23 protein-coding genes are annotated in these 23,839 nt (G+C 44.5%); 4 read left to right on the top strand and 19 right to left on the bottom strand.

The features are described 5' to 3' along the window. Nucleotides 1-307 precede the first annotated feature (307 nt). The 19 genes from ACVBIK_RS07825 to ACVBIK_RS07735 all read right to left on the bottom strand — a co-directional run bounded on the left by ACVBIK_RS07825 (nucleotide 308) and on the right by ACVBIK_RS07735 (nucleotide 18,221). Nucleotides 308-784: a type II secretion system protein gene (locus ACVBIK_RS07825; RefSeq protein WP_447169428.1), complete on the bottom strand. Its 477-nt coding sequence runs from the start codon at nucleotides 782-784 to the stop codon at nucleotides 308-310. Nucleotides 785-810: 26 nt separating this feature from the next. Next, nucleotides 811-1,335, bottom strand: a complete 525-nt coding sequence (locus ACVBIK_RS07820; protein WP_447169427.1) for a type II secretion system protein — start codon at nucleotides 1,333-1,335, stop codon at nucleotides 811-813. Between the two features lie 14 nt (nucleotides 1,336-1,349). Beyond that, nucleotides 1,350-1,859 carry a type II secretion system protein gene (locus ACVBIK_RS07815; protein WP_447169426.1) on the bottom strand — a complete coding sequence of 170 codons (510 nt, stop codon included), beginning with the start codon at nucleotides 1,857-1,859 and terminating at the stop codon, nucleotides 1,350-1,352. Between the two features lie 63 nt (nucleotides 1,860-1,922). Next, complete coding sequence (locus ACVBIK_RS07810) at nucleotides 1,923-2,531, bottom strand: type II secretion system protein (RefSeq protein WP_447169425.1); 609 nt, start codon at nucleotides 2,529-2,531, stop codon at nucleotides 1,923-1,925. A 69-nt stretch (nucleotides 2,532-2,600) separates the two neighbouring features. Further along, nucleotides 2,601-3,092: a hypothetical protein gene (locus ACVBIK_RS07805; RefSeq protein WP_447159772.1), complete on the bottom strand. Its 492-nt coding sequence runs from the start codon at nucleotides 3,090-3,092 to the stop codon at nucleotides 2,601-2,603. 36 nt (nucleotides 3,093-3,128) lie between these two features. Then, entirely contained in the window at nucleotides 3,129-4,349 is a 1,221-nt protein-coding gene (locus ACVBIK_RS07800) for a type II secretion system F family protein (RefSeq protein WP_447159773.1), read from the bottom strand. Between the two features lie 2 nt (nucleotides 4,350-4,351). Next, nucleotides 4,352-6,085, bottom strand: a complete 1,734-nt coding sequence (locus ACVBIK_RS07795) for a GspE/PulE family protein (protein ID WP_447159774.1) — start codon at nucleotides 6,083-6,085, stop codon at nucleotides 4,352-4,354. After that, nucleotides 6,085-7,350 carry a tetratricopeptide repeat protein gene (locus tag ACVBIK_RS07790; protein WP_447169424.1) on the bottom strand — a complete coding sequence of 422 codons (1,266 nt, stop codon included), beginning with the start codon at nucleotides 7,348-7,350 and terminating at the stop codon, nucleotides 6,085-6,087. The genes ACVBIK_RS07795 and ACVBIK_RS07790 overlap by 1 nt, the downstream gene beginning before the upstream one ends. Next, on the bottom strand, nucleotides 7,347-8,255 hold the full coding sequence (locus tag ACVBIK_RS07785) for an ExeA family protein (protein ID WP_447159776.1): 909 nt from the start codon (nucleotides 8,253-8,255) through the stop codon (nucleotides 7,347-7,349). Before ACVBIK_RS07785 ends, ACVBIK_RS07790 begins: the two co-directional genes overlap by 4 nt. 2 nt (nucleotides 8,256-8,257) lie before the next feature. After that, nucleotides 8,258-9,931: a pilus (MSHA type) biogenesis protein MshL gene (gene mshL, locus ACVBIK_RS07780; RefSeq protein WP_447159777.1), complete on the bottom strand. Its 1,674-nt coding sequence runs from the start codon at nucleotides 9,929-9,931 to the stop codon at nucleotides 8,258-8,260. Between the two features lie 5 nt (nucleotides 9,932-9,936). Then, nucleotides 9,937-10,272, bottom strand: a complete 336-nt coding sequence (locus ACVBIK_RS07775; protein WP_447159778.1) for an MSHA biogenesis protein MshK — start codon at nucleotides 10,270-10,272, stop codon at nucleotides 9,937-9,939. After that, a complete protein-coding gene (locus ACVBIK_RS07770) occupies nucleotides 10,253-10,909 on the bottom strand; it encodes an MSHA biogenesis protein MshJ (RefSeq protein ID WP_447159779.1) in 657 nt (218 codons plus the stop codon). The genes ACVBIK_RS07775 and ACVBIK_RS07770 overlap by 20 nt, the downstream gene beginning before the upstream one ends. After that, nucleotides 10,906-11,514 carry a PilN domain-containing protein gene (locus ACVBIK_RS07765; RefSeq protein WP_447159780.1) on the bottom strand — a complete coding sequence of 203 codons (609 nt, stop codon included), beginning with the start codon at nucleotides 11,512-11,514 and terminating at the stop codon, nucleotides 10,906-10,908. The genes ACVBIK_RS07770 and ACVBIK_RS07765 overlap by 4 nt, the downstream gene beginning before the upstream one ends. After that, the gene (locus ACVBIK_RS07760; RefSeq protein ID WP_447169423.1) at nucleotides 11,511-12,392 is read right to left on the bottom strand and encodes an MSHA biogenesis protein MshI; all 882 of its coding nucleotides are present in this window, start codon (nucleotides 12,390-12,392) and stop codon (nucleotides 11,511-11,513) included. Before ACVBIK_RS07760 ends, ACVBIK_RS07765 begins: the two co-directional genes overlap by 4 nt. A 217-nt stretch (nucleotides 12,393-12,609) precedes the next feature. Continuing rightward, the gene (csrD, locus tag ACVBIK_RS07755) at nucleotides 12,610-14,529 is read right to left on the bottom strand and encodes an RNase E specificity factor CsrD (RefSeq protein WP_447169422.1); all 1,920 of its coding nucleotides are present in this window, start codon (nucleotides 14,527-14,529) and stop codon (nucleotides 12,610-12,612) included. 170 nt (nucleotides 14,530-14,699) lie between these two features. Further along, nucleotides 14,700-15,950, bottom strand: a complete 1,251-nt coding sequence (locus ACVBIK_RS07750) for a malic enzyme-like NAD(P)-binding protein (RefSeq protein WP_447159783.1) — start codon at nucleotides 15,948-15,950, stop codon at nucleotides 14,700-14,702. Nucleotides 15,951-16,115: 165 nt separating this feature from the next. After that, complete coding sequence (locus ACVBIK_RS07745) at nucleotides 16,116-16,889, bottom strand: thermonuclease family protein (protein ID WP_447159784.1); 774 nt, start codon at nucleotides 16,887-16,889, stop codon at nucleotides 16,116-16,118. Nucleotides 16,890-17,090: 201 nt separating this feature from the next. Beyond that, the gene (rpmE, locus tag ACVBIK_RS07740; RefSeq protein WP_220762057.1) at nucleotides 17,091-17,303 is read right to left on the bottom strand and encodes a 50S ribosomal protein L31; all 213 of its coding nucleotides are present in this window, start codon (nucleotides 17,301-17,303) and stop codon (nucleotides 17,091-17,093) included. Nucleotides 17,304-17,504: 201 nt separating this feature from the next. Continuing rightward, complete coding sequence (locus tag ACVBIK_RS07735; protein WP_447159785.1) at nucleotides 17,505-18,221, bottom strand: FimV/HubP family polar landmark protein; 717 nt, start codon at nucleotides 18,219-18,221, stop codon at nucleotides 17,505-17,507. A 245-nt stretch (nucleotides 18,222-18,466) separates the two neighbouring features. Here ACVBIK_RS07735 and priA point away from each other — a divergent pair, with 245 nt between their 5' ends. The 4 genes from priA to hslV all read left to right on the top strand — a co-directional run bounded on the left by priA (nucleotide 18,467) and on the right by hslV (nucleotide 23,793). Next, nucleotides 18,467-20,662 carry a primosomal protein N' gene (priA, locus tag ACVBIK_RS07730; protein ID WP_447169421.1) on the top strand — a complete coding sequence of 732 codons (2,196 nt, stop codon included), beginning with the start codon at nucleotides 18,467-18,469 and terminating at the stop codon, nucleotides 20,660-20,662. Between the two features lie 124 nt (nucleotides 20,663-20,786). After that, nucleotides 20,787-22,532, top strand: a complete 1,746-nt coding sequence (gene argS / locus ACVBIK_RS07725; RefSeq protein WP_447169420.1) for an arginine--tRNA ligase — start codon at nucleotides 20,787-20,789, stop codon at nucleotides 22,530-22,532. A gap of 10 nt (nucleotides 22,533-22,542) precedes the next feature. Further along, on the top strand, nucleotides 22,543-23,118 hold the full coding sequence (locus tag ACVBIK_RS07720) for an SPOR domain-containing protein (protein ID WP_447159788.1): 576 nt from the start codon (nucleotides 22,543-22,545) through the stop codon (nucleotides 23,116-23,118). A gap of 150 nt (nucleotides 23,119-23,268) precedes the next feature. Further along, complete coding sequence (hslV, locus tag ACVBIK_RS07715; protein ID WP_447159789.1) at nucleotides 23,269-23,793, top strand: ATP-dependent protease subunit HslV; 525 nt, start codon at nucleotides 23,269-23,271, stop codon at nucleotides 23,791-23,793. The last annotated feature ends 46 nt before the right edge of the window (nucleotides 23,794-23,839 follow it).

Raw genomic sequence — 23,839 nt, 5'->3', positions numbered from 1 at the left:
CTCGTCCTGATTGATATGTGCAGTTGTAAGTTGTATTGATTGCCGTTTATTTTTTGCTGCTAAAGCAAACTCACGATCTTTGACGCTAGAATCGAGAGTCTAGGACGCCGCGTTGCGACGGCTAGAGCGGGCTGCGCCCAGCTATAAAAGATGAAACCACAAGCTGGTGCCTAGTCTAGCTTTTCCGGCTTTTCACCATCTTAAACCTGATTTCCCAACAGTTTAATAATTATGGCAAATAAAGCCACAATTAATGCCCTAGATACAAAAAAGGCCTGCGAGGCAGGCCTTTTTCACTCAGATAAATCTAGCACTTATCAGCTGTTGGCATATCACCGTACACTGGTGGTGTTGATGCATCTTTAGCTTGCGTGTAAATAAATTTACAATCAGTAGGTGCATCCTTAGGCGATATTGCTATCGCAGGTGTATCACCAGTAGCACCTGTAACAGGTGTAAAAGTCCAATCAGCAGCTGTAATTTCCAATGCTTCTTCTATCTCGGCTGCAGTTGCTTGCACATAACCAAATTGCAAAGTCACGTCCCCAACCTTTGGAGGATTAGTGGTATCTGTAGCTTTATTCTTTTCAAAACCGCCGATTGCAGCTTTCGAGTAATAAAGAGAGTTAGCCCCTTGCAATGCGCCTTTCACACCTTGAAGAGTAGATAAACGAGCATCGCTCTGTAGGTTGATAAATTTAGGTGCAGCTGTTACAGCCAAAATACCTAGAATGATAATCACAACCACTAATTCGATTAGGGTAAAACCATTTTGTTTTTGCATTGTCATTTTCTCTTAAACCGATCCGATTAACAGCCAGTATCAGTAATAGTATAAGTTGGTACAACTGAAGTGCTTCCAGCTTGAGTATAAACTAACTGACAATCATCGGCAGGTGAGCCCGCTTGCTTGATAGTTAAAGTTGCTGGTGTAGCTGCTGAATCGGGAACTACAACCCACTCTGGATTTGTTGCTGCTAAGCCAAAATCGGCATCGATAGCGTTGTTGAACTCTGTTGCAGTCGCTTGAAGATAACCGAAATTGGTTTTAGCCTTCAAAGCAGTACCAATATCCACACCACCATTTACATCATCAGGCTTTGTAGCATCGCCAGTCCAAGCGGTTGCCGCTTTCTTCTCCGCACCAGCCAAGGCAGCCTTAGCGAATACTAGACCGTTAGCGCCTTGAATGGCACCTTTAACACCTTGTAATGCTGATGCACGTGCATCGGTTTGTAGATTGATAAATTTAGGTGCAGCGGTAACCGCTAAGATACCGAGGATGATGATCACAACCACTAATTCGATTAGGGTAAAACCGTTTTGCTTTTGCATTTGCAATGTTCCTATTAGCACTCAGAGTCATCGACGGTAAATATAGGTAAAGTAGTTTCAGTTGCTTCTTCGTAAGTAATCTGACATTTAGCATTGCTATTTGGAGCACCACGTTGATAGATGACCATAACACCATCTTTAGCAGGAGTTCCAGTTGCCGTTACAATCCAGTCTTCTTTTCCATCAACTACTGTCGATGCATCAAACGTTGCATCCATTGCAAGCTCAAAAGCAGCTTCAGTTGCATGCATGTAACCATAAGTAATAGGTACATCATCAGTTGTTACTGCTGTGCCTAAGATATCAACTGTAGTATCAGCAGAAGCTTCCTTTCCCGCTAAAGCAGCTTTAGCAAAAACTAAACCATTAGCACCTTGAATAGCCCCTTTCATTCCTTGCAATGCAGACTGACGCGCATCAGTTTGTAGGTTGATAAACTTAGGTGCAGCGGTTACAGCCAAAATACCTAGAATAATAATCACAACCACTAACTCGATTAGGGTAAAACCATTTTGCTTTTGCATATAAAATTCCTCGATCACGTAACAAATACAACTAACGAATCTACTCGTTAAGTTGTAAAAAATTTAGTCAATAAAACTCGCTACTTGGCCTGAACCTGGGTTGTAAGTCACCCCTTTACCTGCCAAATTCTTCAAATCAGACAAATCCCCAGACGGTATTCCCGTTTGTGGATTTAACACGAGTGATGAGGCTAGGTAATACAAACAAACATCAAGATCGCTAACAAGCACGCCATCTATGGTATTTGAGCTACCACCCGCTCCTTTTGCCACGCTCACTACATATCTTGCTTTACGCGCATCTTCTCCTGAAACTACGCTTCTTGGTGAATTTTGCAAAACAAGATCAAACACTTGTTGGCAAGAATTTTGGTCCATGCCTTTTGCATCTGTGTTGGTTGCACCCGTTGGATAACCAAAACGAGTATCGAGTGATACCGTTGTACCATCTAGCAACACGGTATTATTACGACGACCATCGACTTCCCACTGTGAGCGAACAAAGCTCACTGCGGTGCTTAAGCCACCTGCTACGCCGTCGACACTGGCATCTTCAGCATCATCAGTTACGTTTAAAAAACGGGGGATAGCCGTCGCAGCCAACAAACCTAAGATCACTATGACTATGACTAATTCGATAAGGGAGAACCCCTTTTGATACTGTTGTTTCATTTTACCCCCAGTGTTGTATGCGACTATTCTAGCAGTTTGTTAAAATTAGAAAACAGATAATTTCGCTCTTTAGTCGGCCCTAGTCAAAAAAATGACCCGTCCAGAGCTAGTTTGATAGCTAATACTATCGCCAGACTCGCCAATATATCGGCATACTCCTGTATCTAAATTGAACTCAGTATCAATTTGTTGCACATAACCTTGACCCAACAATTCGGACAATAACTGCTGACAACCAGCAACACTTGTCTCATTCAAAATGGGCCAACCACCAGCAGCCATACGTACTTGCCCTGTGGATGAAACACGATCTTCACTATCTGAGTACCAATCCAACAATAAAACGTCTGGCTTACTACGCATCAGCCATTGTGAGCGCGCCACCGCCATAACATTAAGCAGTCGTGTATGTTCTACCCGAATACTTGGCTGACTAAGCTGCTTAATGCCGCCAAAGTAATGAAAGCCTAAGAAAAATAAAATAATGAGCAAAATAATCAAGGCAATCACTTTGCCATAAATAGTGATCAGCTCTGCTTCTGCTTTTTGTTGGCTAAGCACGTTAACCGGCCCATGCGTTCATTGACAATGACTTCACTAGCGCCCACCTTTAACGACATTGAGCATGTCCCACATAGGTAGGTAAATACCCAGTGCTAGCACCAATACAATACAAGCAACAAAGCCAATCAGAATGGGTTCTAACTTTGCGGTTAAGTTTTTAAGATCGTAGTCCACTTCACCTTCGTAAAAGTCAGCCGCATCATTTAACAACTGATCAATTTGACCGGTCTCTTCACCTACTGCCACCATCTGTAGTACAAGAGGCGTAAATAGCTGACTGTTATTCGATACTCTTAGCATCGACTCGCCTGACTCGATACCACGGCGCATACCCACAATACTGTCGTGCATATAGGCATTATCTACGGCGTCAGCAACAAGACTCAATGCTTGCGTCATTGGCACGCCTGCACTCAACATCATTGAAAAGCTGCGGCAATAGCGCGATAGCGTTGAACGTTCGATAATACTGCCAACTATGGGGATATTTAACTTCCATCTATCCCACTGCTTCTCGCCTTTTTCAGAGTTATGCCAATAACGAATGCCCACGAAACTCGCAACAATAACCAGGATCATCGCAGGCCAGTAATTAACGAAAATATTTGATGTATTAATTAACAGTTTAGTCGCCCATGGCAGATCGGCACCAAAACGCGAGAACATTTCTGCAAACTTGGGGATCACCATGATGTTTAAGATAACCATGGCTATCGCGATCGCTATTAAGACAAATATCGGGTAACGCATCGCCGCTTTAATCCGTCTGCGGGTTTCCTGCTCGCGTTCGATATAACCCGACAACTGAATAAAGGCGTCTTCAAGCTTACCGGTGTTTTCACCCACATGAACCATAGAGACAAACAATGCATCGAATACATCGGGATGCTGATTCATCGCTGATGATAGAGGGCGACCTGAGGTCAACTGTGCTGAAATATCATCGAGCGCCTCTTTCATGCGCACTGAATGCGTCGTTTCCGAAAGCCCTGCGATCGCTCTTAAGATCGGGATCCCTGAACGAGTCAAGGAGTACATCTGCCGAGTAAATATCTGCAGTTCTTCTAAGGCGACCTTACCTTTAAATAAAGACTTTAAGTCAAACTCTTTAGCTTCTTTCGCTAATACTAGCTCCAAGGGGATCACGCCACGAGACATCAGTTGATCGGCAGCCGCACTCTCTGAGCTAGCATCAACTTGCCCTTTTATCTGCTCACCTTGAGCGCTTCGACCGCGGTACTGATATGTAGGCATGTTTAAGCCTCACCCAAATCTAATGAATTATCGCTAACATCTTCAACCAACTTGGCGACCTCTTCTATGGTCGTCATGCCCTGTGCTAAATATTTTAGGGCCGACTTTGCAAGCGGAGTAAAGTTTGGACTCTGGTAAGCTGCGTGAGTAAAGTCTTGTGGGTTACCACTACGCATCGCCTCAATCATAGGCTCATCAAGCTCTAAGATCTCAAACACACCAATACGGCCGCGATAACCACTGCCATTACAGCTTTGACAACCCGTACCTATTTTAAATGTGGCTTGTGAGTAATCGAGCTGACTCACGCTAGATAGCCAGGCCTTGTCTTGGGCGCTGAGATGGTAGTCGATGGCGCAGTTTTGGCACACACGGCGCACTAATCGCTGAGCAATGATGACTCTTAGCGCGCTCGCCACTAAGTAGCTTGCAGCACCCATATCGAGCAAACGCAGCGCACTGGTTACCGCATCGTTAGTATGCAGAGTCGACAGTACAAAGTGACCGGTTAATGCACCACGTAGACCAATTTCTACCGTTTCTTGGTCACGCATCTCACCGACCATAATGATGTCGGGATCTTGTCGTAACGTGGTTCTAAGTACATTAGAAAAATCGAGGCCAATTTTATGATTAACTTGAACCTGATTAATACGAGGTAACTGATATTCTACTGGATCTTCGACCGTAATGATCTTGCGATCTGCGGTGTTAAGCTCGCTCAACACGCCGTAAAGAGTGGTAGTTTTACCGCTACCAGTCGGCCCGGTAACCAGTAACATTCCGTGAGGACGCTTGATTTGACGACGGATCCTCGCCAGCATTTCTGGCGGCATACCCGTTTCGTTTAGTGTCAGTAGACCTGCAGATTGATCCAGCAAACGCATCACCACAGACTCACCGTGGTAGATCGGCATTGTCGACATACGTACGTCAATCTTATGCCCTTTAATTTCCATGTGAAAACGGCCATCTTGAGGCAATCGCTTCTCGGAAATATCTAATCCTGCCATCAACTTTAAACGCAATACTAATGCCGCTGTGATGCTGACTTCAGGCAAAATATTCTCATGTAACTGACCGTCGATACGCTGACGAATGCGTAACGTTTTTTCACCTGGCTCAATATGAATATCTGATGCTCGCATCTGCACTGCATCTTCAAAGATGGACTGTAGCAGTTTAACAACCGTGGTTTCGTTGTCGCTATCACCCTCGGTCAAACTGCCCAGATCAAATAGATCATCAGCGGCGTATTCTTCTTCCAACCTACCCGCTATTTGCGCAATTTCATCGGTACGTCGATAGAGATTATCAAACGCATCCAATAGCTGCTCTTCAGTCACAACCGCAATTGAAATACTCTTAGGTGCTAGCAACAGTTCTAAGTTATCCATGGCCTGTAGATCGGCAGGATCGCTCATAGCGATTAGCACGCTGTCACCCTTATCTTCGACAACTAAGGCGCGATATCGACGAGCCTGCACCTCAGGCAGTAAGCTAACCACTTCGGTAGCGATGGCACGCTTACTAATATCGAGGAAGGGAATGTTGAGCTGATGCGACAAAAACTGCAGTAGTTGCTGCTCAGTGATCGATGACAAGTCAATTAGCGTGCGCCCAAGTTTCTTTCCCGTATTTCGCTGTTCGCTTAATGCTTGCTGTAATTGCGCTTCTGAAATGATGTGCTCTTGAACAAGCAGATCACCTAATCGCATCTTTAACTTAGGTTTCACTAGTACGCTCCTAACTGCAGCAATCGATTATCTACATAAACTTTAGCCTGCGCTGATAGATTGCCTTGCGACAAGGCTTGGTTGTAAGCCAACTTTGCCTCGGTATATTGTTGCTGGGCATCTAACGCATAACCTAACCCCATCCACCAGCGCCCTTGATTAGGTTCACTCTTGGCTAGCAGCCTAAAACTTTGCTCGGCAACGGGATAATCCTTCTGCTTTTGAGCTAAATCACTTTGCTGATGCCACTTTTTTATCGCTAAATCACTGGTGTCAGGGATCAGCGCTAAGCTTTTAAGTGCTTGCTCATTTTGCCCCCCCGCCTGCAGGACCCGCGCTAATAACAATGAAAACTCGTATTCTTGTGGGAATAACAGCTGGCCTTGCTCTAATAGCTTCGCCGCTTGGGCTAATTTATTTTGGCCATAATATAAGGCTGCCGCCTGTCTTCTAGCCTGGTGCAACGCAGGGTTATACATCAGCGCTGCTTCGTAATAAGTTAAGGCATCCAGGTGCTGACCTTGCTGCTGTGCGTCGGTTGCCAACATCATCTGCTTTTTGGCAAGCTGCTCGGCAGACAGCTTCACCTCTTTGACTGCCATATTGCCGCCGCTATACAATTCGCTCGAACGTTTGCTGGCTGGTGCGATATTCATCTGTGAGGGCGACGCTGCAAGCTCATTGGCACTATCTGTTTGCTTAAACTTAACCTTAGCTTCATCCTTAGCCTTAGCTTCATCCTTAACCTTAGGTTCGCGCTTCGCAACTACCTGTGCTGGTGTTTCGATTGGCTGTGCCGCCTTGGACTCAAAATCTTCTGCTATAGGACTCGCTATGGTTGAGGTTTCTACTGTTGATGCTATCTGAGCCGGTTCTATTAATTTAGACCCAGCTTTAACTTCAGCTTTAACTTCAGCTTTAACTTCAGGTTTAGTCTCAAGCTTAATTTCAAGCTGCTCTGCAGTTATCGTTTTAGCAACCTCGGCCTTACCCTCTGCTGTTTTCACAGCCTCAGTATTTGTTGCTAATGGCTGAATATCGGCTTGATTAGCATTCAGTCCTATCCCTGGATCTGACTGCAACGACCCCGTCGCTAAAAAGACCACTAAGCCACCGATAAATAGAGACAATATACTTGTTAGCACCAAAGCTCGCTTCGGTGTTGAATTCACTTTGTGTGCGATGGGCGACGTAGCCATACTTTCGAGGCCGTGAGGCTGTTGGCGCTTATCTAAATCTTTGAGCATTTTGTTGATTACGCTCATATTACGCCTCCTTTAAACCAATAAAATAAACTGACTGAAATGCCTGTTATCACAGCTAGAGCTATAGCCCATTTAACCGCTAAACCTTGATTGTTTGTAGCATCACTTGTATCTGCGATGGCGGCATCGACATGATGTCGCTCAATTTTGGATCTACCTTCCCCGAAAGCTACCAATAACGCTTTATGGGACAACACATTAATCAAGCGTGGGATCCCTCTGGCCGCCTTTGCAATACGCTTCGCATAGAGCTCACTGAATAGATATCCATTTTCACTGCCCGCGACACTCAACCGGTGTTGAATATAGGCAGCAGATTCATCAAGCGTTAATGGACGTAAGCAATAGCTAAAAGTGATCCTTTGCCTTAGCTGCCTAAATTTGTTTTGCGCCAAACGTTCATCGAGCTCTGGTTGGGCAAATAACACCACCTGCAGTAACTTACGGCTTTCGGTTTCTAAGTTAGTAAATAAGCGTAGCGCTTCAAGACTTTCATCTGGTAAAGCCTGCGCTTCATCGAGCACTAAAATAATCGAGTGGCCGTGTGCGCTTAGTGCCATAAGTTGTTGCTGAATTAGGCCTGTTAACTGTTGCTGATCTATTTGGCTTGAATGCTTTAGACCAAGCTCCATCGCCACAGCCCAGCGTAATTCATCAGGCGTTAAGTAAGGATTAGGCAGATACGCACAATGAAAACGTTCAGGTAGATCGTTCATCAGCTTACGGCATATGAGTGTCTTACCCGTTCCGACCTCACCAGTAACTTTTATAAAGCCCTCACCAGTCTGTAACGCTGTTTGCAGCACTTGTAAGGCTTCTACGTGCGGGGCAAGGCCAAAGAAGAATCCCGTATTCGGTGTAAGTGAAAATGGGACTTCTGTTAAGCCAAAATGCTGCAGATACAAGCTTATTGCTCCTCAGGATACCAACGATCAAGCAGCTCTTGAGAACGCTTCAATTCGTTTTCCCATGTGTTAGCACCGACAACAATGGGTTTAAGCAAAATAACTAACTCGGTCTTAACGGTGGAGTTTGCACGGTTAGTAAAGGCTTCACCTAGATATGGAATGTCACCAAGTAATGGAACTTTAGAGACAATCTCTTTGTTCTCACTCTTCATCAAACCACCAATCACTACCACATCACCACTAGCAGCCTTAATCACAGTGTCTGATTCGCGGATCTCACTCTGTGCAAGAGGCAGCTCTAATGTGCTACCGGAGATCTTAATAATTTTGGTTTGCTCTTTAATGTCTATCACTGAAGGATGGATATGCAGCAATACATTACCTTGCTCATCAATTTGCGGCGTAACGTCAAGCGCGATACCAGAGAAGAATGGTGTTAATTCAACATCTGGAGTAGTGATTGGGGTATTACTTGCAACGGTTGTTGAAGATACGTTAGTTACAAAGTACTCATCAGTACCGACCTTAATAACCGCTTTTTGGTTATTCGACGCGGTCACTCGTGGGCTTGATAATACATCCACGTCACCTTGGGTATCGAGCAAGCTAATCATGGTGCTAAAGTCAGAGCCATCTAGCTTAATAGATGTCACTCCGCCTAGTACGCTAGAAATTTGATCGCTAAGACCAGTAGTCGGGCTCGTGCCAAAGGTAATATCTGTACTACCAGCATGGCCTAGCACACTCTCCCAATGGATCCCCTGTTGATAGCCATCAGATAGCGTCACCTCAAGCACTTTGGCTTCCAAGATGACTTGACGTTGCAAATGGCTTTCTGCGGTTTTGATAAAGTTACGTACCTGACGGATCTCATTTGGATACGCTCTGATAGTCACTAATCCCGCCTGTGGTGTCACCACCACTTGACGTCCACCACCAGAGTTACCAATAATCGATACTAAGGTCTCTTTTAACTCACCCCAAAAATCTGATTTAGTCTCAGAGCGGATAAAGGTGCCATTGGTTTGATCGCTTGAACCGCTATTTGAACCTGAGTCACTGCTTGACGAGTTATTGAAATTACTATTATTGCTGCCGTTACTATTACTGTTGCCATTAGAATTTGAATCATTATCTGAAATACGACCCGAACTCACCGACGTTAACGATAAGCCTTGGCGTTCCATATACAGATAATTTAATGAAAAGGTTTCGGTTCGCATGCCAGCAGGGAAAATACGCAATATGCGCCCTTCTCGGCTCACTTCATAGCCATAGATATCTTCAACGACTTGTAGCGCTTCTTGCAACGTCACGCTTTTTAAAGACAATGAAATTTTGCCTGTCACATCAGGGTGTACAGCAACGCTTAACGGCGTACCTTGAGCAAGACTTGGAAAAAAGACTTTAGCATCGACATTGTTAGCTGAAACATCAAAACGTCGCTCAGTCGGCCTTGCTGGTGCAAAACCTTGCAACAAGTTATCTGATGACAGCTCACGCTGAACATCATCAGGCATCACTGCAGGCGGAGGCGTAGTATTTGCCGCTTTATCATCGACTATAGCCTCAGCCAATGCCTCTTTAGACGCTACCGGATTAGGTCTGTCAACTGTTTGGCAAGCCACTAGCAATAATGACAGCAAAGGGGTGATATAGATTATTGAGCGCATTTTAATTATTGTCCCTTAAGATCTGTTACAGCTGGAAACAAAGTCAACTTACGACCGTCAGCTAATGACACCGTGTCTTTACCAATTTTCACGATTTTGACACCTTTTACACTTCCACCTAATGTGAAAATTTGATTATTTATCACAGCGTAAGCAGAGCTACCTTTCAGCACGATACTATTGAGCACTAAGTTGGTGTTTGATGAGGCTTTCACCGAGGTTGTTTTACCCGATAAATGACCTGGTTTTGTAGGATCACGCAGCGCTGCAGCATTAAGGTTAAAACCTAAAGTACTGCACAGAAACCCAATCAATAGCGCACTAATCTTTTTTGGCAACACTGATAAAGTCCTTATTAATACTCAAGGTATAAAGTTCTAATGAAACAGAGGCCTTTGGATAGGTATCGACTTGATAGTCCATACTGCGCCAGTACAGTTTGTTAGGCATATTTTCAACCGCTTCCACAAACCGCATTACCGCAAAGTAGTCACCAACAAATTCAAGATGTATACCGTGGCTGTATAAGTTAACTTTTTTATCGTCCCCCACCTCTAATAACGGAGTTGGCGCAATTGAAGTAAAAGATTTCAGCTCAATGCCTTTTATTTTAGACAGCAAGCCTGCCAATAAGGTTGGCATATGATCCGCAGGCACCATATCGACCATCTGATAAGAAAGCTGCTTATCAATTGACTTATTTTGTTGGTTAATATTGTTTAAACGCTGACGATATTCTTCATCTGGATCTTTGCGAAGACTCTCTTCATAGAGCTCTATTTGCTGCTCAGAAATTCTGTTTTCGCTTGCAATCGCTCGGATCTGCTCATTGAGTTGACTGTGCTGTTTCAACGTCGACTCGAGTGGGATATAAAACAATAAACCCGTAATAATCAGCCCCGCAGCAGCGATTAATACTCGCTCTCGCTGACTTAAGGCGTCAAATTTTTCTGTTAATTTAACCCACTGCTGCTTCATTTAATCAACTCCTTACCTGTAGGAGTGGCATCACTTGTTAGCTTAAAGGCAAGCGGCTGATTTTCACCTAGATTCATGGTCATTGTCGCAAAGGCATGACCTTTGAGTGTCGTGGTGGTTTTTAAGCGTTCAATCCATAAGGGGACGCTTTCAGGGCTAGAGGTAAAACCTTCGAAAATATAGCTTTTTTCATTAACCTGAATGCGGTTCAGCCAAATACTCGAGTCTGCAACGCGAGCAAGATCGGTCATTAATGGTGAGTAGCCATAGCTAGTTAATACTTCTTGCTGGCTGAGCTTACCAAACAGTTTCTGTTTCAATTCCAGCTGCTGCGCTTTTAAATTCACCTCTGCAACCAAGGCTTCACTTGGTCCTCGCTTTGCTAAAGCAGCCTCGAGGTCTTTTTTATCTGAATCAAGCCGTTGCTTATCTTGCATCAACTGCGCTTTGTCAGACTCAAGGCTAGAATTTAACGCAAATACAGCCGCGCTGGATAATAAGAGTACCACGACAACCGCTAGCATCGCTCGGCTTAACCGTGAAAAGGATAAACGCAATTCAGGCGGAAATAGGGTTTCAGAATAGAGGTTTACTCTTAGTTTCATAACTGCTGACCTCGCATCGTTTCAGCTAAAGCCAACTCAGCAAACGTTGCGTCAACAGAAGCGCCTTTATGAGGAGTCACACTTTGGTTAAAGTTACTACTGATCAAGCTTGCAAGGTGTTCACACTGCCCATCCATGACTAACTCTATCGAGGATACAGGCGCCTCACGTAGCTGACTCTCAAAATAATCCATCGAGCGCTGGATCTCTAAACTTAAATTGTCAGCAACGCCATAAGCTAAATCTTCAGCCGAAATCTTATCGATTTGTAAAAAGCCCCTTACCCGTCGTTGCATAAAGACTTCGCCTGCCCTGACAACCGTCAATAATAACTCTTGCCCTTCACGGTGACTTAATACTAACCGAGCTTGGTTATCATCAAATAAATTACTCATCGCCATCTCTTCAATCGAGACACCACTGATGAGCAAGCCTGCATTTTTGGCGGCTAATAACAACGAGCTGAGTAGGGGTTTCTCTGTAACAACCACATTAACTTTATTGGTGGTTTGTTTTGATGATTCAAAGTAATCCAAGTGAATATCTGTGACAGGTTGGGCAGCAAGATCTTTTACAGACCAAAGCAGTGCTGCATTGAGCTCTTCTACTGGTACATTTGGCTTATCCACCAAAAATAGTTGATAAAAGTCTGCAGCCAGTACAATTTGAATTTTCGCAACACCAAACTCACTCACCAATTGAGAGAAAGCTTGCTGCCAGTCGTGATGACTAAAAGAGAAAGTCATTGCTTTTGCATCTGTCTGAGCTGTCGATGCTTGAAACACGGATATTTTATCGGCGCAAACATAAACACCTAACGCTAATGTAGGTGCAGGTTTACGCCAAAACTGGATTTTATCTAACAGGCTTTCTTCCATTAATCCATGCCTTAAAAAAATGACCCTAAATCGAATCTAAATAAGTGAGTAAAACGATGTTGAGTAAATAAATGTGTATATTAAATACTGCGAGTTCTTATCTCGATAGCGCAAGACTCTTATTATGCCATTAGTGTAGCGAGTTATCCCTGATTATTATAGATAAAACCCTAAATTAAGAATATCTAGTAACAATCACCTCAAAATACGAAACAAACTATACCTCTTCGATCGGCTCACTGAAAAAGCTCCCCTGTCCAGCACTCACGCCTAAAATTTGTAATGTTTGCCACTCTTCAAACACTTCAACCCCTTCTGCGCACACCTGTACATCGGTGCGAAATAAACCTGCAATTAAGCTTCTAACAAATAGCTGATTTTCTGCTCGTAGATGTATTTGATTAACGATAGAGCGATGAAGCTTAATTAACGATATAGGGTAATGGTGAATATACTCAGTGCTCACAACTTGTTGACCCACACGATCGACACAGATGCTCGACCCCATTTTATTGATCATATCTAAAGGTGCTATAAGCTGCTTCTGATGCTTAACTAAAATCGCTTCATTCACCTCAAAAATAAGCCTTGGAGCTAAATGTCGGTACTCAAGCAGTGTCGTCTTCAACCAGCGTACGAAGGCGCGGCTGGTTAAGGTATCCAAGCTCAAATTAATACTAAATTTTAAGCTGTTATCCTTGTGTTTAGGCAATATATCAAACATCACCATCTCGATGACCTGACGTTCAATTTGTGGTGTCAGACCGCACTTTATCGCCATAGGTAAAAATAGCGTTGCCCTGACTAAGTTACCCTGCGTATCTCGTAGGCGGCAGGTTACTTCTTGATGATGAGCCAGCGAGTCACTGTCTACGACAGGCTGCGAAAAAAGAAATACTCTTTTGCTCACCAATACATTCTCAAGAAAACTTCGCCAACGTACAGAGCCTTTTGACAAGTCACCGTCAACCGAGCCCTTGTCGTACATAAACCAACTACTCCCGCCCTGGAATTGAGCGGAGCGCAGCGCGAGTTCAGCCTCTTCCATTAACGCATCCTTATCATCACCGACTTTAAAGTAAGCGCCACCTAAATGTATAAAGTCGTCTGGAAGTGGGATAAATGTATTGAGTTGATTAAGGCTCAAACGCAGTAACTTAGCGGCGAGCTGATCGGCCTCAGCTTGAGATATTTGTGGCACGACGACAGCAAATTGATTGTATGAACGTCTTGAGAAAATGCTATTCGCTTTATCCGCTAAGATTTGGTTTACGGTATTAATTAACTGTAACAGCAGCTCGTCGACCTCGTGATCAGCTAACTCTTTACCGAGTAAGTCTAAATCCTCCATCTCAAACAGATACAAAACACCTGGCGTCATCATACCTGAGTGATTACTTAACGCATCCAAGCGGTTTTTCAAAAACAAACTATTACCTATGCCTGTTTCTGCATCTAAAAATGTATTAGAACGAATAAACTGATCAAATCGAGCACGCTCTTTATGCGCATCATCAAGCTCTAACAGCAGGTGCGTTAACGCTCGATTGATTAACCTCGGCTTACCATGCCCCTTTTCGGCCAACGCTTTATCATACTGCCCCGACAGAATAAGACTTGAGCGTTGCGCTAAATGCTCAATCCCTTCAAGGTGCAGTGAGAACCAGCGAAACCCAAAACGTACAAATAGGAATACAGCAAGGCAGCCGATGACAATAATCAGTAATTCATACCAGCCAATATCAGCGCGACTAAATGGTTGAGGTAAAGTAAGCTTCATCGACAACTTGCCACCAGCGAGTTGACTGTGATAGTTCACCCCGCCTCGTTGAGGAGTCGGTGAATGATACTCAAAAATAACGTCTTTGCCTGTCGATAACGTAAAGGCCTGCGCACGATACGCATTAAGTAAAGGCGGTAACCACGCATTAATCTGCCCACTATTTTGCTGCGCTACCTGGTGTTCAACCTGTTGTTCAAGTAAGTTTTCTAGTTCGGTAACCTTTTGCTGCTGAAAGGTATAGGTCAGTTGAATAAAGCTAACCATAGCGGTCAAAAAACAGATGAACGCGACACCTGCCAGTGACATAAGCCAAAAGCTAGTCAGTTTTTTTGTAAGAATTCGAGTCAGTTTCATCTGTCCGCTTCCTGCTGGATCTTATTGTTGCATCTAAACCTGCATCCTCAAGGCGATGGAGAATGACGTAAGCCAACCTTACCTTGCTAGCCTTCAGTTATACAGTAATCGAAAAACTCTCGGCAACAAAAAAGGAGCCATTAGGCTCCTTTTCTCGACAAATAGAGTGCTTATGACTCCATATAGCCTGCAGGTAATTCTTTAATCACTGCAACACCAGATTCAATTGCTGCAATCGCAACCGCTTTGGCCACATTAGGCAAAAGGCGCGCATCAACTGGTTTAGGGATCACGTATTCTGGACCAAACTCTAGTGAGTCAATATTTGGATAGGCTGCAAGTACTGAAGCCGGTACCGGCTCTTTTGCCAAAGCAGCGATTGCGTGTACAGCGGCAATCTTCATCTCATCATTGATTCTTGAAGCACGCACATCTAGCGCACCACGGAAAATGAATGGGAAGCAAAGTACGTTGTTAACTTGGTTAGGGTAGTCGCTACGGCCCGTCCCCATGATTAAGTCTTTACGAACATCATGAGCAATTTCGGGTTTGATTTCTGGATCTGGATTAGAACAAGCAAAAATCACTGGCTTATCTGCCATTAAGGCAACATCTTCAGCAGCTAAAACATCTGGACCAGAAAGACCTAAAAATACATCAGCACCTTTAATCACATCTTGCAGCGTGCGCTTATCAGTGTTGTTAGCAAATAGCGCCTTATACTCATTAATGTCGTCACGACGAGTATGGATAACGCCTTTTCTGTCTAGCATGTATACGTTTTCACGCTGAGCACCACAGTTAACAATCATGGTCATACAAGCGATCGCAGCTGCGCCAGCGCCCATACAGACAAACACTGCGTCTTCGATAGACTTGCCTTGAATCTCAAGTGCATTAAGCATACCTGCAGCAGTTACAATTGCAGTACCGTGCTGATCATCATGAAATACAGGTACATTACAGCGCTCAATCAGTGCCTTTTCAATTTCAAAACATTCTGGCGCCTTGATATCTTCAAGGTTAATACCGCCAAATGTGTCGGCAATCGCTTCAACTGTGTTAATGAACTCTTCAGATGTTCTGTGCTTTACTTCGATATCTGTAGCATCAATATTAGCAAAGTGTTTGAAAAGCAAAGCCTTGCCTTCCATTACAGGCTTAGATGCCAACGGGCCTAAGTTACCTAGACCTAAAATTGCCGTACCGTTAGAGATAACAGCAACTGTGTTGCCTTTACCTGTATAACGGTAAGCATTGTCTGGATTAGCCGCAATTTCACGTACAGGCTCTGCTACACCCGGGCTATAAGCCAGAGCGAGATCCATACTGGTTTCTGCGGGTTTAGTTAGGCAAACAGCTGTTTTGCCTGGAACGGGGAATTCATGATAATCGAGGGCTTGTTGACGAAGATCTGCCATTTTTCTAATCCTGAGTGCGACTAATAATATCCTGAGCGAGAGGTCGGCAACTAAAGTTTCAAATTGAGCAAAAAACAGTTAGTTGATAGCCGCTAAGATACTTGAATCTCAGGTCATTTCAAACAAGTTCTTCTCATTTTTTAACTTTATCGCTATATATTATTCCTAAGGGGCATTTTCCAAGGTTATCTGAGATGGATGTGTCGCATTTAGGCGATATTTGCCGTAAGAAAAGTACAACTTACCTCTTACTATTACGCGGCTTTCAAGCAAATTCAACGTCAAAATGTTGCTAAACTTACCAATATCTTGCTGAGTCATCATCAAAACCAAGTTATTGTCGATATTAAGCTCGAAATTTTGACCTTTTCTTTCATAACCCGTAACAACTCCTCTGACCTCTCGCCATTTATTACTGTCATTACGCGTTAGGTTGTAGGTGGTTAAAGGTTGATAGGCTTTATGACTCCATAAGCCCACTTTATTTGTACGTGCGCTTCGTTCTATTTTACTTAAACACTGCCAAAAATAGTCGTTTTGGTAGACTCGTGCCTTAGCAAAACCATTAGCTAGCATCATCTCTTGCAGATGCTCTAATTGCTCAGTGTAGACATAAGCCAGTGTTCGACCAAACGGATCTAAGCGCTTCTTATCGAAAGCAAGCAACAGCGACTGACCGGGTTTAACGACTTCAGAAAGGAATTTTTTTGCCGGTGTAGCGTAAGGCTGTGAAAGCTCTGGAAATTGAAAGTCAATTTCAGGGGAGTCGATACCGATGAGTCGCACTAAGCGGCCGTCGGTTAAAGTAATAGTATCGCCATCATTGACGTAATCTAACGTAACCGTTTCATTAAACTGCGTCGGTATGCATAGGCTCGCTTGCACAACGAAAACCGGTAAAGATAACAGCAGGACTGCCAGTATTCTAATTAGACTCATGCCACGGCCCTCCTTTTATCAATCCTTACTGTGTCTATAGTGACGACAACACATCAAGATGTAAAAGTACCACGAGCCCATAACCGATAGCTATTCAAACCATACTAATCAGTATAAAGATGTGATTTTTCAGCGAGTAAATATGCTTAGATAGCAAAAAGGCGCCAGAAGGCGCCTTTTTTAAATTCATTGCAGAAGTAATTACTTCTTGCCAAGTGCACCAAAGCGCTTGTTGAACTTGTCGATACGTCCGCCAGTATCCATAACTTTCTGGGTACCAGTGTAGAATGGGTGACATGCACCACATACGTCTAGGTGTAAATCTTTACCTACAGTAGAGTTAATCTTGATAACGTTACCACAAGTACAAGTTGCAGTGATTTCTGCATAATCAGGATGAATGCCTGGTTTCATTGGAATTACCTCAGTAAAAGGCCATGTCGCTCTTCCAACCCGAAGTCGGACACCACATGCAGTTAAAATAAAATTATTTAGGCGCCGAATACTACAGGATCTTATTTGTAGATTCAAGCGCCATTATGTGTGAATAATAAATAATCGCAAAAAGGCCTCAAAAGCCTATTCTATTGCACCCTAGCAAGCAGCCTTAAGCCATTATTCCATCGCATTAAATTGCCTCATAGCCACCTTAGCATCCGCATACTTTTCGAGCGTGACCATCGATGGACACTCTAGGGTCGCTTGCGACTTAAGGCCATTTATACTCTGGTTATTAAAAGCCTTAGGGTTACGCTCAAAAATGGCTAACATCGCCCCATAAGGGCTTATTCCCCAACGTTTAGCTTGTCGATTCGCGATACGCCATAAGGTTTCTTTACCATCAAACTCTATTTGGCAGTCATCTAAACGGCTGACTATCACATCAGCACCACTCACTTTTATGCCACTTGAGGCGACTTCGGTTTGCTTGACCTCTTTAACAGCGCTCGCCTGATAAGTGCTATCGCGCTTATCCCTGCCAGCTTCATTCACCTTGTCATTAAATAAACTCAAGACTTTGACTTGGTACCAGCGATTAACCCGGTACTCCTTTACAATCAATACCGCGTTTTTATCAACCACATCTTCCACCCCTGTCGCCTCGACCATAAAACTGGTCAGAGGCTTAGAGAGCAGTCGCTCTTCACCATTGGCTTGCCGAATTGAGAACTGTACTTTTTTCAGGTTGCTATGAGAGGTAACAATATTGAGCTTTAAGCTAGGGTGCTCACCGAGCTTAAACTGCCTCTCATTAATACTGACATGTGACACTTCTGCCTGAGCCGTTGCCAATGCTGTCATTGCCATCAGCGCGAATATAAATCTCTTCATCAAATGTACCTTAATCCAGTAAAACTTTTTCTTGGCTATTTTTATTAATCATTATTCCAACCAATTGAATAAGCCTGCTTAATCAAGCTTAAGCTAATACCAATTAGTAACAGTAAAATCATCCCAATGCACCCTCTCAAAAGGCCAGCGAGTATGTTTGATCCGCAATAAAATCAATTGCCGCTAGCTCTGATGAAACTCGCTCGGTACACTTAAGGCTAACTTCCCTTCTAAATAGTAATACTATGCCTTTGTTTGTTGAGGTCGCCCTGCCCGTTCCAATGCGACAAAACTTTAGCTACCAAGTGCCTGAACATATCACCATTACGCCTCAAAAAGGCATGCGTGTTCAAGTTCCGTTTGGTCGCCAACAACTCATCGGCCTTATTACGGCAACCAGTGATAGCTGCTCACTTCCACCTAAGCAGATAAAACCGATTGTGGCCATTCTTGATACTGAGCCATTACTGCCAGATTCACTTTATAAATTAACTGCTTGGGCCGCAAGATATTACTTCTGCAGCCTAGGGCAAATGTTATCGCAGGCGATTCCTGTTGCGCTACGTAAAGGCGCAGAGGTCAAAGAATCTAGCGTCACATACTGGACGCTAACCGATGCAGGCAAAGAGGCTGATATCAATCAGCTCAATCGAGCCCCTGCACAGCGAAAGCTACTCCACAGCTTGCGTGAACGCGACATAGAACTCAGTGACATTACCAGCTTAGAGCTAAGCAAAGCCGCAATCAAAGCACTAGATGATAAAGGCTGGATTGAAAAGAAAAGCCGCATACTTGCGACAGACTTAAGCTGGCGCACCGAACTTGAAATGACAGAAGAGTCGCACAAGCTTAACCCAGAGCAAGCCATTGCTGTCGCCACCTTGACCCAGCAGTCAGGCTATCATTGCACCTTACTTGAAGGCGTTACCGGATCAGGTAAGACGGAAGTCTACTTAGCCATGCTTGAAACCGTATTAAAACAAGGCAAACAGGCACTGGTTTTAGTACCCGAAATTGGTCTAACCCCACAAACCATCAATCGCTTTAGACGCCGATTTAACGTTAAAGTGGCCGTCATTCACTCAGGTCTTACCGACAATCAAAGGCTGGATGCGTGGCGACAAGCAAGATCTGGTGAGGCTGCGATTATTATCGGTACCCGCTCCGCGCTCTTTACCCCGATGCTTTATCCAGGCGTGATCATCTTAGATGAAGAGCACGACTCTAGCTTTAAGCAGCAAGAAGGTGTGGGGTATCACGCCCGCGACTTAGCCGTTATGCGCGGCCATCTTGAACAAGTCCCAGTGCTTTTAGGGACGGCCACGCCATCACTTGAAACACTACAAAATGCGCTCAGCGGCCGCTATCAACATCTGCATTTAGCAAAACGCGCCGGCGCTGCCGAAAAAGTGCGCCAGGGCATTATCGATATTCGCAATCAGCCGCTACGCTCAGGGATGTCTCACGCGCTATTGAATGAGATGCGCATTCATCTCGACGCTGGCAACCAGGTTATCTTATTTTTGAACCGTCGTGGCTTTGCTCCTGCACTTATCTGCCATGAGTGTGGCCATCTACATGAGTGTGACCGCTGCGATGCCTTCTTTACCGTGCATCAAGCCTTAGGCGAAATTCGTTGTCACCACTGTAGCAACCAATACGCCATTCCTAAACAGTGTCATAGCTGTGGCAGTACCATGCTTGCAGGCCAAGGCGTGGGCACAGAACAGCTTGCGTCATTTTTAGAAAAAGAGTTCCCCAATCATCCGGTGGTACGAATAGATAGAGATACCACTCGTAATAAGGGCTCACTCGAAGGGCACCTTAATGCGATCCACAAGGGTGAGTACAAAATCTTAGTTGGCACCCAAATGCTGGCGAAAGGCCATCACTTTCCTGATGTCACCTTAGTGGGCTTATTGGATGTAGATGGTGCGCTATTTAGCGCCGATTTTAGAGCGCCTGAGCGATTTGGCCAGCTCTATACTCAGGTGTCCGGCCGCGCAGGGCGAGCCACTAAGCCCGGCACGGTATTGCTACAGACCCATCAGAGCGATAACGCCATGCTGCGAGAGTTGATGCACAAAGGTTATGGTGAGTTTGCTCGCAATCAGTTATTTGAGCGTACTCAAGCACTACTGCCACCCGCTTGGCATATGATCTTAATTCGTGCTGAAGCTCATCAGGCTATTGATGCTGACAACCTGTTAAGCCAAATTGGTGCCCTACTACCGCAAGATGAAGAGTGTGAAGTGATTGGCCCCATGCCTGCGCCGCTTGACAGAAAAGCGGGTAAGTATCGCCGCCAGCTTTTATTCCAGACAAAAAACCGTAACAGACTCCAGTTAGAATTCGAGCGTGCATTGCCACAAATCGAACAGCTGCCACTGGCTAAAAAATGTCGTTGGAGCATAGATAGAGACCCACAAGATCTGCTTTAAATCGACTTTATCGGCTTCAAAGCAGAAAAAGTTCGCTAGAGGATAGTAATTCACCACCACTAGCGGCTAAAATAGTCGGTTACCCCTAATTATTTTTCTTTATGTAAGTGTCGATTAAACGCCAATGAAATCACATACTCAATCTTTACTCGCTGAATCTTTAAATGCTCTTAAACAACAAGGGATTGTTCCTGCTGACTTTGAAGCTCGTATTCAAGTTGACCGAACGAAAGATAAAAGCCACGGTGATTTTGCAACTAACTTGGCAATGATGCTAACTAAAGCTGCGGGCAAAAACCCACGTGAAATCGCTCAGCTATTAATTGATAACTTGCCGACATCAAGCCATGTCGAAAAAGTTGAAATTGCAGGTCCTGGATTTATCAACTTCTTTATCGATGATAACGCCCTTGCTAACCAGCTAATGGCAGCACTCAACAGCGATCACCTTGGTCTTGAGTTACCAACACCACAAACGGTTGTTGTCGATTACTCTTCACCTAACCTTGCTAAAGAGATGCACGTAGGTCACCTGCGCTCAACCATTATTGGTGACAGTGTAGTGCGCGCCCTAGAATTTATGGGTCACAAGGTTATACGTCAAAACCACGTTGGTGACTGGGGCACTCAGTTCGGTATGTTACTTGCCTATATGGAAGAGCTGCGTGCAGCCAACGGCGAGCAAGCCAAGATGGAGTTGTCTGATCTAGAGACATTCTACCGCGCTGCTAAAGTGCGTTTTGATGAATCAGAAGAGTTTGCCATTCGCGCTCGTAAGTTAGTGGTTGCACTGCAATCAGGCGACGAGTACTGCAACAAGCTATGGCGCGAATTTAACGATATTTCGCTAAGCCATTGTCATGAACTATACGAGCGTTTAGGTGTGAGCCTAACCCGTGCAGACGTTCGTGGCGAAAGCGCTTATAACAATGACTTAGCACAAGTCGTTGCCGACTTAGACGCTCAGGGTTTACTGTCAGAAAGTAACGGTGCAAAAGTCGTATTCCAGGACGAATTTAAAAACAAAGAAGGCGAGCCTCTACCGGTTATTATTCAAAAAGCCGATGGCGGTTACCTCTATGCCACCAGCGATTTAGCAGCTATGCGCTACCGCTCTAACGTCCTTAAGGCTGACAGAGCGCTTTACTTTGTGGATTTACGCCAAGCGCTTCACTTCCAACAAGTATTTAAGCTAGCTAAAACAGCTAAATTTGTTCGTGAAGACATGAGCTTTGAGCACATGGGCTTTGGTACCATGAACGGCGAAGATGGTCGTCCATTCAAAACCCGTTCTGGCGGCGTTGTTAAGTTAATCGATCTGTTAAATGAAGCCGATACGCGCGCATTAGAATTGGTTCGTAGCAAGAACCCAGATATGGATGAAGCTGAACTAGTTGAAATTGCTCGCGTTGTGGGTATCGCATCAGTTAAGTATGCCGATCTTTCAAAGAACCGCGCGAGTGACTATATCTTCAGCTTCGAGCAGATGCTGAGCTTTGAAGGCAACACCGCGCCTTACCTACTCTACGCATACACACGTGTAGCGGGTATTTTCAAGCGCGCTCAAGACGTTGACTTAAGCGATGCAACAATTACTCTAGAGCACGAAAAAGAGAAAGACTTAGGGACTAAGCTGGCTCAATTTGGTGAAGTAATGGCGCGTATGGTCAACAAAGGGCAGCCCCATGCACTTTGTGGCTACCTATTTGAACTGGCTGGTGCCTTTTCAAGTTTCTACGAAGCATGTCCTGTATTGGCCGCCGAAACAGAAGAGTCGAAGAAAAGCCGCCTACTATTGTCTCAGCTAACCGCTAAGACATTGAAGCAGGGTCTGAATCTTCTTGGCCTAGAAACCTTAGAACGGATGTAACCTCCAGCTCATGACAAATCGTGATTATGCAAACCGTAAGCCTGCTCGAAAAGGTAAGAACAGCGCTCGCAAAAAGAGCTCAAAAGGAAGCGCCCCTAAGCGCTTTCCGATTCTGCTGTTGCTTATCACACTTGTAGGCGTTGGTGGCTTTGGCTATTTACTGTGGATATTAAGCAGCAATGATGAACCAGCAACCACACCTGTGGTTGTCGAACAGCCAAAGAAAAAACCAGTAAAGAAAGATCCTGATGCTCTTCCTCCTGCACCGAAAGAGGAATGGACCTATCTTAAAGAGTTAGAAAACAAGAAGGTCGAAGTGGACCTTCCTGAGGTGTCGACTAAACCTAAGCGTCCTTATCAGATGCAATGTGGCTCATTTAGAAAAGAGTCACAGGCTAATGAGCTAAAAGCGATAATCGCTTTCCAAGGACTAGAGGCTCGAGTTCGAAAAGTCCAAGGCACCAGTGGCATTTGGTACAAAGTGGTTCTAGGGCCTTATGACAAGAAACGTGATGCTGAAAGGCAGCGTCACGTGTTGCAAAACTCTGGCACTAACGGCTGCCAAATCTGGCTCTGGGAAGGCTAACGCCCACCAGCAATAATTTAAAACGCTGCCCTGTGCAGCGTTTTTTATGCCAGTACCCTATCTACCCTTGATATTTACTCACGCATCCCCATATCTCTATTATCGTCAACCAGCAGGCAGACCGCCTCTGGCTAGAGAAGAGGATTTATTGTGACCACTATCGTATCAGTACGCCGAAATAACCAAGTTGTTATCGCCGGTGATGGCCAGGTTTCTCTTGGTAACACAGTTATGAAAGGCAATGCTAAAAAAGTTCGTCGTTTGTACCACAACAAGGTACTTGCGGGCTTTGCTGGCAGTACCGCCGATGCATTCACCCTATTCGAGCGTTTCGAAGCTAAACTCGAGATGCATCAAGGTCACCTTATGCGTGCCGCTGTCGAGATGGCTAAAGACTGGCGCTCAGATAAAGTTCTACGCAAGCTTGAAGCTTTACTTGCCGTGGCCGATACAGAGTCTTCACTGATCATTACCGGTAATGGTGATGTTGTTCAGCCTGAAAATGATCTTATTGCGATAGGTTCTGGTGGCGCCTTTGCCCAATCAGCTGCGACTGCACTGCTTGAAAATACCGATTTAAGTGCACTCGAAATCGCTGAAAAATCGCTGACAATTGCAGGTAACATTTGCGTGTTCACCAACCAATTTAAGACTATCGAAGAATTAAAGTACTAAGCCTAGCGCTCAGTACCACGCACTAAATAAAAAGTACTAAACGATT

This window comes from Shewanella sp. 125m-1 (genome assembly GCF_052977065.1).
Note: the sequence above shows the minus strand (reverse complement) of the source record. Positions and strands in the feature narration are given on the sequence as shown.

Coding starts and splice junctions, on each gene's coding strand:
- priA (WP_447169421.1), top strand. CDS start 18,467: ATGCCTTTGTTTGTTGAGGTCGCCCTGCCCGTTCCAATGCGACAAAAC.
- ACVBIK_RS07745 (WP_447159784.1), bottom strand. CDS start 16,889: ATGAGTCTAATTAGAATACTGGCAGTCCTGCTGTTATCTTTACCGGTT.
- rpmE (WP_220762057.1), bottom strand. CDS start 17,303: ATGAAACCAGGCATTCATCCTGATTATGCAGAAATCACTGCAACTTGT.
- ACVBIK_RS07820 (WP_447169427.1), bottom strand. CDS start 1,335: ATGCAAAAGCAAAACGGTTTTACCCTAATCGAATTAGTGGTTGTGATC.
- ACVBIK_RS07815 (WP_447169426.1), bottom strand. CDS start 1,859: ATGCAAAAGCAAAATGGTTTTACCCTAATCGAGTTAGTGGTTGTGATT.
- argS (WP_447169420.1), top strand. CDS start 20,787: ATGAAATCACATACTCAATCTTTACTCGCTGAATCTTTAAATGCTCTT.
- ACVBIK_RS07800 (WP_447159773.1), bottom strand. CDS start 4,349: ATGCCTACATATCAGTACCGCGGTCGAAGCGCTCAAGGTGAGCAGATA.
- ACVBIK_RS07790 (WP_447169424.1), bottom strand. CDS start 7,350: ATGAGCGTAATCAACAAAATGCTCAAAGATTTAGATAAGCGCCAACAG.
- ACVBIK_RS07810 (WP_447169425.1), bottom strand. CDS start 2,531: ATGAAACAACAGTATCAAAAGGGGTTCTCCCTTATCGAATTAGTCATA.
- ACVBIK_RS07765 (WP_447159780.1), bottom strand. CDS start 11,514: ATGAAACTAAGAGTAAACCTCTATTCTGAAACCCTATTTCCGCCTGAA.
- ACVBIK_RS07735 (WP_447159785.1), bottom strand. CDS start 18,221: ATGAAGAGATTTATATTCGCGCTGATGGCAATGACAGCATTGGCAACG.
- csrD (WP_447169422.1), bottom strand. CDS start 14,529: ATGAAACTGACTCGAATTCTTACAAAAAAACTGACTAGCTTTTGGCTT.
- ACVBIK_RS07825 (WP_447169428.1), bottom strand. CDS start 784: ATGCAAAAACAAAATGGTTTTACCCTAATCGAATTAGTGGTTGTGATT.
- mshL (WP_447159777.1), bottom strand. CDS start 9,931: ATGCGCTCAATAATCTATATCACCCCTTTGCTGTCATTATTGCTAGTG.
- ACVBIK_RS07720 (WP_447159788.1), top strand. CDS start 22,543: ATGACAAATCGTGATTATGCAAACCGTAAGCCTGCTCGAAAAGGTAAG.
- ACVBIK_RS07750 (WP_447159783.1), bottom strand. CDS start 15,950: ATGGCAGATCTTCGTCAACAAGCCCTCGATTATCATGAATTCCCCGTT.
- ACVBIK_RS07770 (WP_447159779.1), bottom strand. CDS start 10,909: ATGAAGCAGCAGTGGGTTAAATTAACAGAAAAATTTGACGCCTTAAGT.
- ACVBIK_RS07760 (WP_447169423.1), bottom strand. CDS start 12,392: ATGGAAGAAAGCCTGTTAGATAAAATCCAGTTTTGGCGTAAACCTGCA.